General features: G+C 70.3%; 15 protein-coding genes. 7 read left to right on the top strand and 8 right to left on the bottom strand.

Annotated features, from left to right (window positions below; genetic code table 11):
• Nucleotides 1–7 precede the first annotated feature (7 nt).
• Complete coding sequence (locus ACIA8R_RS23130; protein ID WP_397040247.1) at nt 8–655, top strand: HAD family hydrolase; 648 nt, start codon at nt 8–10, stop codon at nt 653–655.
• Here the strand turns inward: ACIA8R_RS23130 and ACIA8R_RS23125 are convergent.
• Entirely contained in the window at nt 652–1,152 is a 501-nt protein-coding gene (locus ACIA8R_RS23125) for a DivIVA domain-containing protein (protein WP_397040245.1), read from the bottom strand. The two genes, ACIA8R_RS23130 and ACIA8R_RS23125, sit on opposite strands and share 4 nt — an antisense overlap.
• 136 nt (nt 1,153–1,288) lie before the next feature.
• Between ACIA8R_RS23125 and ACIA8R_RS23120 the strand changes: the two genes are divergently transcribed.
• From ACIA8R_RS23120 to ACIA8R_RS23110, 3 genes are read left to right on the top strand one after another with little or no spacing between them, the layout of a single operon-like run.
• Entirely contained in the window at nt 1,289–2,056 is a 768-nt protein-coding gene (locus tag ACIA8R_RS23120) for an ATP-binding cassette domain-containing protein (RefSeq protein WP_397040244.1), read from the top strand.
• Nucleotides 2,053–2,724, top strand: coding sequence for a hypothetical protein (locus ACIA8R_RS23115; RefSeq protein ID WP_397040242.1), 672 nt, complete (start codon nt 2,053–2,055; stop codon nt 2,722–2,724). Before ACIA8R_RS23120 ends, ACIA8R_RS23115 begins: the two co-directional genes overlap by 4 nt.
• A gap of 31 nt (nt 2,725–2,755) precedes the next feature.
• Nucleotides 2,756–3,463 (top strand): SGNH/GDSL hydrolase family protein, encoded by a 708-nt coding sequence (locus tag ACIA8R_RS23110; protein WP_397040240.1) that lies wholly within the window; start codon nt 2,756–2,758, stop codon nt 3,461–3,463.
• A 58-nt stretch (nt 3,464–3,521) separates the two neighbouring features.
• On the opposite strand, the gene rlmN is transcribed toward ACIA8R_RS23110, so the two are convergent.
• Nucleotides 3,522–4,622 carry a 23S rRNA (adenine(2503)-C(2))-methyltransferase RlmN gene (gene rlmN / locus ACIA8R_RS23105; RefSeq protein ID WP_364099810.1) on the bottom strand — a complete coding sequence of 367 codons (1,101 nt, stop codon included), beginning with the start codon at nt 4,620–4,622 and terminating at the stop codon, nt 3,522–3,524.
• A 132-nt stretch (nt 4,623–4,754) separates the two neighbouring features.
• Between rlmN and ACIA8R_RS23100 the strand changes: the two genes are divergently transcribed.
• On the top strand, nt 4,755–5,777 hold the full coding sequence (locus ACIA8R_RS23100) for a suppressor of fused domain protein (RefSeq protein WP_364099813.1): 1,023 nt from the start codon (nt 4,755–4,757) through the stop codon (nt 5,775–5,777).
• Here the strand turns inward: ACIA8R_RS23100 and ACIA8R_RS23095 are convergent.
• The 6 genes from ACIA8R_RS23095 to ACIA8R_RS23070 form a co-directional block, all read right to left on the bottom strand.
• Nucleotides 5,757–6,596, bottom strand: coding sequence for a phosphatidate cytidylyltransferase (locus ACIA8R_RS23095; RefSeq protein WP_357707146.1), 840 nt, complete (start codon nt 6,594–6,596; stop codon nt 5,757–5,759). The genes ACIA8R_RS23100 and ACIA8R_RS23095 overlap by 21 nt on opposite strands.
• A 57-nt stretch (nt 6,597–6,653) precedes the next feature.
• A complete protein-coding gene (frr, locus tag ACIA8R_RS23090; RefSeq protein WP_352350337.1) occupies nt 6,654–7,211 on the bottom strand; it encodes a ribosome recycling factor in 558 nt (185 codons plus the stop codon).
• Between the two features lie 45 nt (nt 7,212–7,256).
• Nucleotides 7,257–7,955: a UMP kinase gene (gene pyrH / locus ACIA8R_RS23085; RefSeq protein ID WP_357707145.1), complete on the bottom strand. Its 699-nt coding sequence runs from the start codon at nt 7,953–7,955 to the stop codon at nt 7,257–7,259.
• A gap of 145 nt (nt 7,956–8,100) precedes the next feature.
• Complete coding sequence (gene tsf, locus ACIA8R_RS23080) at nt 8,101–8,934, bottom strand: translation elongation factor Ts (RefSeq protein WP_357707144.1); 834 nt, start codon at nt 8,932–8,934, stop codon at nt 8,101–8,103.
• 926 nt (nt 8,935–9,860) lie between these two features.
• Nucleotides 9,861–10,814: a 30S ribosomal protein S2 gene (gene rpsB, locus ACIA8R_RS23075; RefSeq protein ID WP_364099819.1), complete on the bottom strand. Its 954-nt coding sequence runs from the start codon at nt 10,812–10,814 to the stop codon at nt 9,861–9,863.
• 242 nt (nt 10,815–11,056) lie between these two features.
• Nucleotides 11,057–11,671, bottom strand: a complete 615-nt coding sequence (locus ACIA8R_RS23070; RefSeq protein ID WP_364099822.1) for a helix-turn-helix domain-containing protein — start codon at nt 11,669–11,671, stop codon at nt 11,057–11,059.
• A 133-nt stretch (nt 11,672–11,804) separates the two neighbouring features.
• On the opposite strand from ACIA8R_RS23070, the gene ACIA8R_RS23065 reads away from it, so the two are divergent.
• Together ACIA8R_RS23065 and ACIA8R_RS23060 are read left to right on the top strand one after the other, a co-directional pair.
• A complete protein-coding gene (locus ACIA8R_RS23065; protein WP_364099825.1) occupies nt 11,805–13,133 on the top strand; it encodes an MFS transporter in 1,329 nt (442 codons plus the stop codon).
• 456 nt (nt 13,134–13,589) lie between these two features.
• Nucleotides 13,590–14,813, top strand: coding sequence for a M23 family metallopeptidase (locus ACIA8R_RS23060; protein ID WP_397040236.1), 1,224 nt, complete (start codon nt 13,590–13,592; stop codon nt 14,811–14,813).
• The last annotated feature ends 325 nt before the right edge of the window (nt 14,814–15,138 follow it).

The raw sequence follows: 15,138 nt of genomic DNA, 5'->3' as shown, positions 1-15,138 counted from the left end.
GTGAGTCATGCGATGGATCACGTTCGACTGTTTCGGCACCCTCGTCGACTGGCGGCACGGCATCGGCAGCAGCCTTGAGCTGATCGCGCCCGGCAGGGGGGAGGAGCTGCTGGAGGCGTACCTGCGGCACGAGACCGCGGTCGAGACCGAGACGCCGCGGGCCCGCTACCGCGACGTCATGGCCGAGGCGCTGCGCCGCGCCTGCGCCGACGCCGCGTTCCCGCTGAACGACGACGACGCCCGGGTGCTGGGCGACACCCTGCCCTACTGGCCGGTGTTCGGCGAGGTCGGGGAGGAGTTGTCGGCCCTGCGGGCGGCGGGCCGGCGGCTGGCGCTGCTGACCAACTGCGACCGCGACCTGATCGCCCAGACGCTGCGACGGCTGCCCGTGCCGTTCGACGCGGTGGTCACCGCCGAGGACGCCGGGGCCTACAAGCCGGACGAGGCGCACTTCGAGCACTTCAGGAAGGCGTACGAGCCGGCGGAGTGGGTGCACGTGGCGCAGAGCCACTTCCACGACATGGTCCCGGCGCAGCGCCTCGGCCTCCGCCGGGTGTGGATCAACCGGCACGGCGAGCGGCCCGCCGACCCGGAGGTCGTCCGGGTGATCCTGCCCGACCTCCGCGGCCTGCTCGCCGCCGTCGAACGGGCCTAGCGGGGCTTGTCCAGGATCTCGGCGACGCCTTCGAGGAAGGAGTCGACGTCGGCGATCAGGTAGCCGGCGCGGAAGAGCACGGTCGAGAACCGGGCCTCGCGCACCTCCTCGGCGGTCACGGCGAACTCGGTCGTGCCGCGCAGGGTGGCGACGACGCGGTCGAGGAAGGCGTCCACCTCGTCCTCGTCGTAGCCGGTGCCCATGCGGCCGGGGCGGAAGGCCACCCGTTCGACGCGGGCGGCCTGGGTCTCGAACCACTCCTCGCGCAGCAGTTCCCCGGTGGGTTCGGCCATGGCCGGCCGTACCGGGCGCTTGGCCTGGGTCTCCAGGGCCACGACGAACGCCTCCAGCGCGAAGTCCACCGCGGTCTCGTGGTAGCCGCCGCGCTTGGCGCGGAAGGTCGCGGCGCGGACGTCGTCCGCGGTGACGGGCTCGACCATGTGCGGGCCCCTGCCGAGGGTCGACTCGATGCGCACGATCAGGGCGTCGACTTCCACGGGGTCATAGCCTGAACGCATACCCATGACGCGCGGAAAGCGGTTCAAGCCCACTCCTCCAGAGATGTGCCGGGGTGTCTCCATTGTGAGGGCCTTTATCCCCGCCCTGCGCCCTGACATATAACGTTGCAGCACCATGCGACTGTTACAGGTCTCCTTCCGCTACCGGAGACGTCAGCCGTTCATCCTCGAAGAAGCCGACGCGCAGCTCGCACCGGGCGACGTGATCGAGCTGACCGGGGTCAACGGGGCGGGGAAGTCAACCTTGCTGCGGCTCCTCGCGGGGCTCGCGCGGCCGACGCGGGGGCGCATCACCGACCGTCCCGGCGTCGTGGGCTTCGCCCCCGACCGCTTCCCGACGTCCCAGCCGTTCACGGTGACCGCCTACCTGAACCACATGGCTTCCGTACGCGGCGGCGCGCGGTGGCGGCCCTGGGCCGAACGCCTGAACATGGGCCACCTCCTCGGCCTGCCGCTCGGCGAGCTGTCCAAGGGCAGCGCGCACAAGGTCGGCCTGGTCCAGGCCCTGATGGCGGACCCCGGCCTGCTGATCCTGGACGAGCCCTTCGCCGGCCTGGACGCCGACGCCCGCGAGACGCTGCCCGCCATCGCCACCGAGGTCGCCGGACGCGGGGGCATCGTCATCGCCAGCGACCACCAGGGCGGCCTGCGCGGCCTTCCCGGGCTGCGCTCGTGGTCGGTCGTGGACGGCCGGCTCAAGGAGGCCACCCCCGCGGCCACCGGCCACGAACGCGCCCCGGAACGCCCGAGGGTCACCGTGGCGGTCAACCTGCCCGCCGACGAGCTCCCGCTCTTCCTGACCAGGATGCGCGACAAGGGCTACCAGGCGGGCGAGATCGAGGACGCCCAAGCCCTCCCCCACCCCGCCGAGGAGCCCGGATGATCGCTCTGGCCGTCTTCCGCCTGGCCGCGTACGTGCGGTCGCACCGCGTCCACCAGGCGCTCCTGCTCACCCTCGCGATGCTCGCGATCGTCTACGGCAGCCGGGCGCCCAAGGGCACGGAGGCCGCCGTGCTGGCCGACGGCGCCGTGCTGATCATCCCCATTCTGGCCTGGGCCACGCGAAGCCTGCTGGACACCGAGCCCGACCGGCAGCGCGAGCTGTCCGCGATCATGGTGGGCGGGCGCGGCAAGGAGGTCGCGGCGGGGCTCGTGGCGAGCCTGGCCGCCTGCGCCGGGCTGGCCGCCCTCGGGCTCGGCTGGGCCGTCCTGCTCGGGCTGAGCGAGCGTCCCGGCCGGGACGTGCTCGGCGCGGCCCTCGTCCTGCACGCCCTGGCCGTGCTCGCCGGGACCGCGCTCGGGGCGCTCACCAGCCGGGCCGTGCTGCGCTCCCCCGCGGTCTCGATCATGTCGCTGGTGCTCGGCTTCCTGGTGATGCTGCTGCTCAGCGCGTCCCCGGCGTACTGGCTGACGGTTCCGCTGGTGGTCTGGATGCGGACGGCCGGGTCCGGTGAGCTACTCGACCAGCTGCCCCAACTGGCCGCGATCTCCCTGGTGTGGTGCCTGGCGGGACTCGCCCTGTATGCCTGGAGGCGCCGTAGGGTAGGTTAGTGAGCATTCACTCACCCCCGAGGAGGCAACGGTGAAGGTGATCTGCCTGGGTGACAGCATCACCCGTGGGCAAGTGAGCGTCGACTACGTGGCCATGCTGCGCGACCGGCTGCCCGGCGAGACGGTGATCAACGCGGGCGTCAACTACGAGCCGTCGTCCGAGCTGCTCAAACGCCTCGACGACGTCGTGCGGCAGGATCCGGACGTGGTCACCGTGCTCATCGGCACCAACGACGCCAACGCCACTCTGAGCGAGAAGCGGGCGAGGGCCCTGCGCAAGCGCTGGAAGCTCGCGGAGAACCCCACGCCCGCCGCGTACGCCGCCAACCTGACGGCCATCGCCGCCCGCCTGCAGAACGAGACCATGGCCCGCGTGGCGCTGATCTCCCCGCCGGTCATCGGCGAGGACCTGAACTCGGTCCCGGTGCGCCGCACCCAGGAGTTCGCCGAGATCGTCAGGACGGTCGCCGCCGAGCAGGGCGTGACCTACCTGCCGCTCAACGAGCGCATGACCGCCGACCTGGAAGGCACCTCGCCCCGCACCCACTACCGCCCCGAGGGCAATCAGGCGCAGACCGCCGCGATGCAGCACTTCCTGCTCGGCCGCAGCCTGGACGCCATCTCCAGCGGCCGCGGCCTGCGGCTCACCACCGACACCGTGCACCTCAACAGCCGGGGCGCCGCCATGATCGCCGACTTGGTCGAGACCTTCGCCGCCCGCTCGACCGCCACGAGATGAACCGCCCCCGCCGACCGCCGCGAGGTGAAGGCGCGCTGATCGGTGGCGGGGCCGGACCCTACTCGGCCGCGGCGAGCTGGCCGCAGGCGCCGTCGATCTCGCGGCCGCGGGTGTCGCGCACGGTCACCGGCACCCCGTGGAACTCCAGCCGGCGCACGAACGCCCGCTCGTCCTCCGGCCGGGAGGCCGTCCACTTGGAGCCGGGCGTGGGGTTGAGCGGGATCAGGTTGACGTGCACGAGCTTGTTCCTGACCAGCTTGCCGAGCAGGTCGGCCCGCCACTCCTGGTCGTTGACGTCCTTGATCAGGGCGTACTCGATGGAGATGCGGCGCTTGGTCCTGGCCGCGTACGACCAGGCCGCGTCGAGGACCTCGGCCACCTTCCAGCGCGTGTTGATCGGCACGAGCGTGTCGCGCAGCTCGTCGTCGGGCGCGTGCAGGGACAGCGCCAGCGTGACCGGCAGCCCCTCGTCGGCGAGCTTGCCGATGGCGGGCACCAGCCCGACGGTCGAGACCGTGACGCCGCGGGCGGAGATGCCGAGGCCGTGCGGCGCGGGCTCGACGATACGGCGCACGGCGCCGATCACCTGCTTGTAGTTGGCCAGCGGCTCGCCCATGCCCATGAAGACGATGTTGCTCACCCGGCCGGGCCCGCCCGGCACCTCGCCCGCCGCCAGCGCGCGGGCCCCGGAGACCACCTGCTCGACGATCTCGGCGGTGGACATGTTGCGGGTCAGGCCCGCCTGGCCGGTGGCGCAGAACGGGCAGTTCATGCCACAGCCGGCCTGCGACGACACGCACATCGTGACCCGCTCGGGATAGCGCATGAGCACCGACTCGACCAGCGCGCCGTCGAACAGCCGCCACAACGTCTTGCGGGTCGTGCCGCCGTCGGTGGTCAGCTCCTTGACCGGCGTGAGCAGCGTCGGCAGCAGCGCCGACAGCTTGTCGCGGGCCGCCGGGGACAGGTCGGTCATCGCGGCGACGTCGGTGGTGTGGCGCTCGAAGTAGTGGCGCGAGAGCTGGTCGGCGCGGAAGGCCTTCTCACCCAGCTCGGCGACCGCGGCCCGGCGCTCGGCCATGGACAGGTCCGCCAGGTGCCGCGCGGGCTTGGCCCGCCGCGGCGCGACGAAGGTGAGCTGGCCTGGCTGCTGGGACACGTTTCTGCCTTTGCTCGGGGGACTACCGGGATTTCTCACCGGCCAGGTTAGTGAACGCCGGCCGCGGAGGCGGCATTCCTGATCACGGTACGGCTCGCGTCAGGGTCGCCGCCCGATCTACAGTCATCTCGTATGGCGATTTTCCGGTCGGCATCTGGCGAGGGTGGGACCGAGGTCGTCCTCGCCGCCGGTAACCCCTACGGCAGCCGCACGCTCGTGGTCGAGCGGGACGAGGACTCCTCGGTAGCTTACCTGTGCTCGCCGGAGGGCGCCGTCCACGGAGCGGTCTGGCTGGCCAACCATCGGCCGGCCCCGGCCGTGGTCGACCTGGCCCGGATCAACTCCGGCCTGCCCCCGCTGATGCCCAGGAGCAACACGACGCATCCCGAGGGACGCAGGCCGCTCGGGCAGCTGTCCGCCCTGTGGTTCGAGGAGGGCGACGGCGTGGCCCTCTACGAGGACGACGACCTGCTCGCCGTCATCCCCGGCTGGGCCGACATGAGCAGGGGCATGCCCGGGTACGCCCGCGACGCCGTGGGCGAGTCGCCGTTCGCGTGGGCGCTGTCGGAGGCGCTGGAGGGGCTGCGACCGCGCATCTCCAACGCCACCTCCTACTGGCGCTGGCGGCACGGCGAGGGGTCGTGGCCGTCGTTCCAGCAGTTCGTCATGGGCCATCTCGACCGGGTGCTGGGCCCGGCGGGCCGCTACTGGGACGCCAGCGGCGAGCGCCTGCCGACCGTCGGCATCACCGAACGGCCCCCGTACGAGGGCCGCGAGCCGACCGTGCTGTCCACGGTGGGCATGAGCTGCCAGCGCATGCCGACGGTCGAGCAGTGGATCGACCGCCCCGACGCCTACGCCCGCATCGAGCTGGCCGTGGCCACCCGGGACGACCCCAGGGACGCGGCGCTGCTGCTGGTGTGGCTGGCCCAGTATCCGTGGCACTCGGTGACCTGGCTCGGCCACGGGCACACGGCCAAGTGGTACCACGAGCCGTCGACGTTCCCGCTGGGGCCACAGTACTCGGGGGTCCTCATGCGGGCCGACCCACCCGACATGCCAGACATGTCGGGGTTCGCGTTCGGCGGGGAGGCCGTCCGGTGGTTGTGGCTCACCCCCGTGACGACGGAGGCGTTAGAGGAACAGCGTCAGTAGCAGCCAGACCGGCACCAGCGTGGTCACCAGCGAGTCGAGGCGGTCCATCAGGCCGCCGTGCCCCGGCAGGATCGTGCCGAGGTCCTTGATGCCGAGGTCCCGCTTGATCATCGACTCGATGAGGTCGCCCACGGTCGCCAGCAACGCCGCCAGCGCTCCGATCAGCGCGCCCAGCCAGAGCGGGCCGTCCAGCAGCCAGGTCACCAGCCAGCCGCCGACCAGCGTGCAGGCGATCACCGACCCGGCGAAGCCCTCCCAGGTCTTCTTCGGGCTGATGACCGTCATCTTGTGCCTGCCGAACAGCACACCCGCGACGTAGCCGCCGATGTCGCTGGCCACGGTCACCGCGATGAAGATCAGCACCCGGTCGCGTCCGTCGGGCGGCGCGAGCAGCAACGCCACGAACGCCGCCAGCATCGCCGGGTAGAACAGCGTGAACACCGAGGCCGTGCCGTCGCGCACGTAGCCGTCGGTGCCGTCGCTGAACATCCGCCACACCAGCAGCACGAACGCGAACACCGCGAACGACCCCAGCAGCCAGAAGGGACCGCCCCAGTACGCCCCGGCCTGCATGGCCACCAGGCCCGCGAGCACCGGGACGGCCGGGACCTTGATCCCGCGCGTGGCGAACGCCTTGGTCAGCTCCAGCACGCCCACGCCGACGCACACCACGACCACCAGGAGGAAGAGCTCCTTGATCGTGTAGAGGGTACCGAGGACCAGTGCACCCAGCCCCACACCCACCGCGATCGCGGCCGGCAGGTTCCTTCCGGTACGGCTGCCGCCGTCGGGACCGGTGCCGGCCGTACGTTCTTCCACAGACACTCTCCATAGCCACGGCCCCCGCCTTCCGGCGAGGGCCGCGAGGCGTGCCGCTCAGACTTCGAGCAGCTCGGCTTCCTTGTGCTTGAGCAGCTCGTCGATCTTGGCGACGTGCTTCTGGGTGAGGTCGTCGAGTTCCTTCTCCGCCCGGCGGACCTCGTCCTCGCCCGCCTCGCCGTCCTTGATCATCTTGTCGAGGGCCTCCTTGGCCGTACGACGGATGTTGCGGATCGACACCTTGGCGTGCTCGCCCTTGTTCTTGGCGACCTTGATGTACTCCTTGCGGCGCTCCTCGGACAGCTCCGGGAACGTCACGCGGATCACGTCGCCGGTGTTGGTCGGGTTGACGCCGAGGTCGGAGTCGCGGATGGCCTTCTCGATCGCACCCATCGCGCTCTTGTCGAAGGGCTGGATGATGACCATGCGCGCCTCGGGCAGGTGGAACGAGGCCAACTGCTGCACCGGTGTCGGAGTGCCGTAGTACTCCGCATTGATCTTGTTGAACATCGCGGGGGTGACCCGGCCGGTCCGGATGGTCGCGAAGTCCTCCTTCGCGACCGAGACGGCCTTGTCCATCTTCTCCTCGGCTTCGAGGAGGGTTTCGTCGATCACAGCGGCTCCCTGTCTACTAGCTGGCGGTGTCGGGCTAGAGCTCCCTCATTTGCCTGCGGGACTCACCAGCGTGCCGATTTTCTCACCGCGTACCGCTCGCAGGATGTTGCCCTCGCCCATCAGGTCGAAGACCACGATCGGCAGATCGTTGTCCTTGCACAGGCTGATCGCGGTCGCGTCCATGACCGCGAGGTCGCGGAGCAGCACCTCGCCGTAGTCAAGGTGGTCGAACCGGACCGCGTCGGGGTTCTTGCGCGGGTCGGAGTCGTAGATCCCGTCGACCTGCGTGCCCTTGAGCAGCGCCTCGGCGCCGATCTCCAGGGCCCGCTGGGACGCCGCGGTGTCGGTGGAGAAGTACGGCGAGCCGAGACCCGCCCCGAAGATGACCACGCGGCCCTTCTCCAGGTGCCTGATCGCGCGGCGCGGCAGGAAGGGCTCGGCGACCTGCTGCATGGTGATGGCGGTCTGGACGCGGGTCTCGACGCCCCGCCTCTCCAGGAAGTCCTGCAGCGCCAGGCAGTTGATCACCGTGCCGAGCATGCCCATGTAGTCGGCCCTGGCGCGGTCGATGCCGCCCTGGGACAGGGTGGCGCCGCGGAACATGTTCCCCCCGCCGACGACGACCGCGACCTGCACGCCCTCGCGCACGGCCTCGGTGATCGAGTCGGCCAGGTGGTCGACGACGGCCGGGGCGATGCCCAGCGGGTCGTCTCCGGCGAACGCCTCGCCTGACAGCTTCAACATCACCCGCTTCCACCTCAGTGGACTCTGCGGGCTGGGTGATGAGGAAGCCGCCGTCCGTGTGGATTCGTGGGCTGACTCCCGGTGGTCCTGCACGGCGGCGGCCTCCTTCATAGGGTGGAACTCTGGGCAGGCAGTTTGCTCAAGCCTAAGCCTGGCCGACCTTGAATCGGACGAAGGCGAGCACCTCGACGCCGTTCTCCTCGGCGTACTTGCCCACGCTCTTCTTGTTGTCCTTCACGAAGGCCTGCTGGACCAGGGTGAAGTCCTTGTACCAGCCGTTGACGCGACCCTCGACGATCTTGCCGATGGCGGCCTCGGGCTTGCCCTCCTCGCGGGTCATCTCCTCGAAGAGCTTGCGCTCCTTCTCGACGACCTCGGCGGGGACGGAGTCGGCCTTGAGGTACTGCGGGGCCATCGCCGCGGCGTGCTGGGCGATGTCCTTGGCGACCTCGGCGTTCGGCTTGTCGAGCTGCACGAGCACGCCGACCGCCGGCGGCAGCGCCGGGTCGGTCTTGTGCATGTACGCGCCGATGTAGCCGCCCTCGAGCACGGCGAAGCGGCGGATCTCGATCTTCTCGCCGAGCGCGGCGTTGGCCACGTCCAGGTGCTCCTTGACGGACTTGCCGTCGAAGGAGGAGTCGAGCAGCGTCGCCACGTCGGCGGGCTTGCTCTCCAGGATGTGCGCGACCACACCGGCGGCCAGCTCCTGGAAGCGCTCGCCCTTGGCCACGAAGTCGGTCTCGCAGTTGAGCTCGAGCAGGGCGGCGGAGGAGTCGCCGTCCTGCTGGAGGGCGACGAGGCCGTTGGAGGCCGTACGGGCCTCGCGCTTGCCCACGTCCTTGGCGCCCTTGAGGCGCAGGAGCTCGATGGCGCGGTCGAAGTCGCCTTCGGACTCCTCAAGCGCCTTCTTGCAGTCCATCATGCCGGCAGCGGTGATCTCGCGAAGCCGCTTGACGTCGGCCATGTTCACGGAAGCCATTGCTCTTATTCCTTGTGGGATTTCGTCGTCGTCGTGGGATCGGGGTGGACGCCCTGGGCGCCCTCCCCTGGTCGGTGCGGCAGGAGCGTGCCGTACCAGGGCCTTGTCGTGCGCGGGTCGTGCGCGGGTCGTGCGTTCTGCCTCGGTCTTGCGCGGTCTCAGGCTGTGATGCTCGGTTGCGGACTGTCGTGCCGGGTCGTCCTTGGACGATGCCCGGACGCCGAACTTCCGCCGACAGGCCGGCCTTCCACCCGCCCCCGGACTCCCGTCCGACCGGCTGGGCATTCACCCGGCCTTCCGGCCATCCGCCCGATCGCCCCGGGTTTCCACCTGGCCTGCCTGGCTTTCACCTGGCCTGCCCGGCTGTCGCCCGGGACTCCACGTCAGCAGGACGGGCTCCGCCGGTGGAGCGCCGCTCCGCCTCGCTCGGCATACTGCCCAGCGAGGCTCGGCTTATCGCTCCGGCCCGATGGTCATCCCCCTCGGCTCACCGCCTCGGTTCCCGATGGCCACCCGGCCTCGCTCACCGCCTCGGCCCGACGCCACCCTGCTTCGGCTTACCGCCTCGGCGTGGTGCCGTCCTGCCCGGCTTGCCGTCCCGGCTCGGCCGTTTGCCCAGTCGAGACGCGTACCTTGCCCTTCCAAGCCTCAGCCCTCACAGGACCCGGGCCCTTCCGGAACCCTCGCCCCTCACGGGACGGGGCCCTTCCGGAACCCTCGCCCCTCGTAGGACCTCGGCCCTTCCGGAAGCCTCACCTGCAACCGGACCTGGGCCCCTTTCGGAGCCTCAGCCCTCGCAGGACCTCGGTTCCGCTCGCCCTCGCTCAGCCGGGTGCCCGCCCCGCGCCGCGGTCTGTGACGACCTGCGGCGCGGAACCGGCGCCTGTGCCATGCCCGGCCTCACGCCCGAGCCCGGCGGCCGGGTCTCAGGCCTGCGGCTCGGACTCGGGCTTCGCCTCGGCGGCCGGAGCGTCCTCGGCCGGAGCCTCGGCAGCGGGGGCCTCCTCAGCGGGGGCCTCAGCCGGAGCCTCCTCGGCCGGAGCCTCGGCGGCGGGAGCCTCTTCGGCGGCGGCCTCAGGAGCGGCCTCCTCAGCGGCGGCCTGGCCCTGGCCCTGCTCGATGAGCTCGCGCTCCCACTCGGCCAGCGGCTCGGCGGCGGCCGGCTTCTCGTCGCCGCGGGCGGCGCCGGAGCGAGCCATCAGACCGGCGGCGACACCGTCGGCGACGACCCTGGTGAGCAGGCCGACAGCGCGGATGGCGTCGTCGTTGCCCGGGATCGGGTAGTCGACCTCGTCGGGGTCGCAGTTGGTGTCGAGGATCGCGACGACCGGGATGCCAAGCTTCTTGGCCTCGCTGATCGCGATGTGCTCCTTCTTCGTGTCCACGATCCACACCGCGCTGGGCACGCGGCCCATGTCACGGATGCCGCCGAGCGTGCGCTCGAGCTTGTCCTTCTCGCGACGGCGCATGAGGAGCTCCTTCTTGGTGAGCCCCGAGCCGGCGACGTTGTCGAAGTCGAGCTCCTCGAGCTCCTTCAGACGCTGAAGCCTCTTGTGCACGGTGGAGAAGTTGGTGAGCATGCCGCCCAGCCAGCGCTGGTTCACGTAGGGCATGCCGACCCGCGCGGCCTGCTCGGAGATGGCCTCCTGAGCCTGCTTCTTGGTGCCGATGAACAGGATCGTGCCGCCGTGGGCGACGGTCTCCTTGACGAAGTCGTAGGCACGGTCGATGTACGACAGCGACTTCTGCAGGTCGATGATGTAGATGCCGTTGCGCTCGGTGAAGATGAAGCGCTTCATCTTCGGGTTCCACCGACGGGTCTGGTGGCCGAAGTGAACGCCGCTCTCGAGCAGCTGTCGCATGGTGACGACGGGGGCCATGTGATGGTCCTCCAGGTCTGGGCGCCCTGCGGATGGGCGCAGTTCTCGGTTGTGCCGCGGCAGCGCGTTGTCTACCGCCCTGATGCCCCAAAACCGCTCCAGCCGGGCCGAGGCCCGGACCGAGGGTGCGGTCCGCAACGGGGCATGCGAAGTCGGCCTGTTGCCACAGGCCATCGAAAAGTCTACCTCCCACACCGCCCCAGGCTGACCGTCTGAGGTCAAACCGACATTCCGGGTACGGCTCAGCCCGCACCGTGGTCCTCCGTGGGCAACCCCGGCCACGTCCTGGGGGCGACCGGAAAGAGGCTGATCTGCGCCTCGGCGACCCTGGCCCCGCTCGGCGCCTCCTCCGGGCTGCGCCGATGAGCGATGTACGGCTCCAGCAGCTTCTCGATCTCCGCATTCAGCCGTCCGAGCTCGCTCGCGTCGACCCTGATCCGGGTGCGGCTGAAGCGGATCACGTCGCGCCATTCGTCCGGCTCGTGCTCGCTCCTGGCCAGGGCCCGGTCCGCCTCGTCGCCGGCCTCCTTGCGGAACGCCTTGATCAGCAGGGTCTTGGCGTCACGGACCTCCGGCTGGTCGTCCGGCAGCACGCCCACGCTGAACGGCTTGTGCGTCGATCTCCACAGCCGTTCGCGTCCGTCGCCCCTGGGCGGGGCGTCCTCGACGAAGCCGTACTTGGCCAGCATGCGCAGGTGGTAGCTCGCGGCGCTGGGCGTGATCCCGGCGATCTCCGCCACCTCGGTCGCCGTGGCACTGCCCTCCACGCCGAGCCGGTTGAGGATCAGGAGCCTCGCCGGGTGGGCCAGCGCTCGCATCATCTTGGGATCGCTGAGCCTCTCCATGTCCTGCGTCATGTGCCAAAGGTACCCGCCGGCAGATGTGAAGCATTCCCTTTACAACTCTGAAGGGATTCCTTCATACTTATGAAGTCTTCCTTTCACATCTGCCCCCGCACTCCCCGAACTCGGCACCCCGGAGACCCTGAGCATGGACACGACGCCCCCAGTCCCCCTTCGCAAGCAGCGCGACTACCGCCTCCTGTGGAGCGCCCGCACGATCTCGATCACCGGCTCGGAGGTCTCCAAGCTGGCCGTCCCCCTGACCGCCATCACGCTGCTGACCGCCTCCCCCACCGAGATGGGGCTGCTCACCGCCGCCGCGCCCCTGCCCGCCCTGCTGTTCGGCCTCCAGTCGGGCGCCATCTCCGACCGCCTCGCCCGGCACCGCCCGCTGATGATCGCCTGCGAGCTCGTGTCCTGCGCGGCGGCCCTCACCGTCCCGCTGGCCTGGCTGTTCGGCGTCCTCACCGTGCCCTGGCTGGTCATCGTGGCCCTGGTCATCGGTACGGCCGGCGTCATGTTCAAGTCCGCCAACTTCCCCTACATAGCCGCGGTCGTGGACCCGTCGCAGCGCACCGAGGCCATGGCCGGCTTCCAAGCCTCGTACTCGGTGGCCTCCGTGAGCGGACCAGGCCTGGCCGGCATCCTGGTCCAGACGCTCACCGCGCCGTTCGCCGTACTGGCGGAGGCGCTGTCCTTCCTCGCCTCCGCCTTCCTGCTGCGCTCGATCCGCACGCCCGAGCACAACGAGCCCAACCGCTCGTCCAGCATGTGGCGCGACATCGTCGAGGGCCTGCGAACCAGCCTCACCAACCGCACGCTCCGAGCCGTCCTCGGCGCGGGTGTGACGATCAACTTCTTCGCCATGGCGTACATCGCCGTCTACATGCTCTACATGGTCAACACGCTCGGCATCCCCAAGGGGATGATCGGCTTCCTCACGGCCCTGAGCGGCCTGGGCGGTCTCCTGGGCGCCTGGCTCACCTCCCGCCTGGCCAAGCGCTACGGCGAGAACCGCGTCCTGCTCGTCGCCGTCCTGTTCTTCCCGCTGGACATCCTCGCCGTCGGCGTCGTGGACGGTCCCCTCTGGGTGAAGCTCACCGTCCTCGGCCTCACCGGCGTGATGACCGGCGTCATCGTGGTCGCCTTCTCCACCTGCATGGGCGTGATCACACTCCGCGACACCCCCACCGCCCTCCGGGGCCGCGTGAACGCCACCATGACCTTCGCCGTGCAGGGCGTCCTGGCCCTCGGCGGGCTGACCGGCGGCGTACTGGGCGAGTTCATCGGGCTGCGACCGGTCATTCTGCTGAGCGCGGCGGGCATCGCCCTGAGCACCCTGTGGATCTGGCTCTCCCCCCTACGCCCCAACAGTCCTCAGAAGCAGCACCTCCACACCCCGCCCCCTCCCTCTCAGCCCTCCCTCCCCCACGCGCTGACCCACCTCATCGAATCCAAGCGCCGCTCCCTCATCTAGCCCCTCGACCGCGCCCGATGAACTCCACAGCACCGCACAACGCCCCGCACCCCCCTGGCCTCCCGCCGCCACGGCTCTCCCCCCCCTGAGGCTCCTCGCCCCCGCCACCACAGACCCTCCCCCAGAGGCTCCTCGCCCCCGCCGCCACAGATCCTCCCCCTGAGGCTCCTCGCCCCCGCCGCCACGGCCCTTCCCTCTGAGGCTTCTCGACTCGACGCCACGGACCCTCCCCTGCGTCACGGTCGCGCGGCGCTCAACAGCGCCCGTTCTGGTGACGCCGACGGCGCCGTTCTCCGCCCCCACCCATCGCCACCACCTCTTGCCCCCACAGCTCCCCCACCCGCCCCCCTAACTGGCTGCTACCGCCGTCCACAGGAGGCTCACCCCCGCTCCCTTCGTCCACAGAATCCCGCTCGCCTCGACCTCCGGAGGGCGCCCCCGACAAGACTCCCCGCCATGTCCCCTCACCCAGCACCCCCACCGCCGGAGCCCTGCCCCCGGAACAAGGCACGCCAAGCCCTGACCGCATTGGCCATGCTCACAACGGTGATCAGCATCACGGCCATCACCACCCCGGTTCCTCCGGCAAGGGCCACCCCACCCGCCTGGCGCTGGCCACTCGACGGCACCCCCCGCATCCTGCGCCGCTTCGCCCCGCCCTCCGCCCCATGGCTGGCCGGACACCGAGGCATGGACCTGGCCGCCCCTGCCGACACGCCCGTCCTGGCCGCCGGCACAGGCACCGTCCACTACGCAGGCTCAGTAGGCGGAAGAGGGGTCGTCACCATCGACCACCCAAGCGGCCTCCGAACGACGTACCTGCCGATCACCGCGTCGGTGAAGCAAGGCGAGCCGATCATGATGGGCGCCCGTCTGGGAGTCGTACAAGCCGTACAGGGCCACTGCCAGGAGCCATGCCTGCACTGGGGCCTCATCCAAAGCTCCCGCTACCTGGACCCGCTGCTCCTGTTGGGCCACGCCTCCATCCGCCTCCTCCCCCTCTGGCCCACATCCACCACGCCCCCAGTCACCCCACCCCTGCTGCCTCCAACCCCCAAGGCACGGTCCGAAGCGCCCCTCACCTTCCCCTTCGCCCCCACTGAAAGCTCTGCGCCCAACACCACAACCTCGCCCACCAGCGCGCCCCAGCCCCTGCCTCAGCCCCTACCTCCGCCCCCGCTCCTCGTCCCCCTACACCCGTCCCTGCTCACGCTCCTGGGGCACCACGACTCCCCTTCCGCCCCGCAGAACCCACCCCCATCCCCCAACGCGACCGCCCTGCAAACGCTCGCGCCTGTCGCACTTCCGGGCACCGAACCTCTGATCATCACCCCTGAAGCCACCCCCTCTCGTACCGAGATGCGCTCCAGCAACCTGCCCCTCCGCACCCGATGGGCCTCAGCTCCCAAGCAACCGTTTGATCCAACCGAGCGCCCCACCACACCCCGCAAACCCGACATCCAGCTCCTCGCACATGCGGCCTCCCTGTCCACAGCCACAGCAGCCGGACTGGGCACTCTCCTTGGCGCCGTCCTCCTGATCACGGCCCTACGCCGCCGCCGACGCCTCCACAAGAAGCCGCACAGCCCAAGAACCGGCCAACCCGGTCAACATCGCAAGCCCCCACGATCGGAAGGAGCACACAGACGCCCGGATCCCCCCTCACAGCGCTCCTCCTGAAGCCCGAAAACCCACCAAAAAAAGAGACCTTCGCCCTCAGCGCTCCAACGCTCGCGTATACAGCCCCAAGCTCACGCCGAGACCCACAGCTGTCACTCCGAGAACCGCATAGCTCCCTCCAGAGCGGCCACGATGCTCCTTCGCCCCGGAATGACACACGCGACCCGCCAACCCTCATCGGGGCACGCTTGAGTCTCCGAACCGGACCAAGCCCCTCCCCCAGAGTGACTCCTTCGCCCCTCGTCCCCCTCACCGCCGCCGGCGCCATCGCCGCCGCGGGCGCCATCGCCGCCGCGGGCGCCATCGCCGCCGCGGGCGCCATCGC

Source organism: Nonomuraea sp. NPDC051191, assembly GCF_044455665.1.
GTDB lineage: Bacteria > Actinomycetota > Actinomycetes > Streptosporangiales > Streptosporangiaceae > Nonomuraea.
The sequence above is the reverse complement of the archived record's forward strand: the minus strand, read 5'-3'. Positions and strand labels throughout refer to the sequence as shown.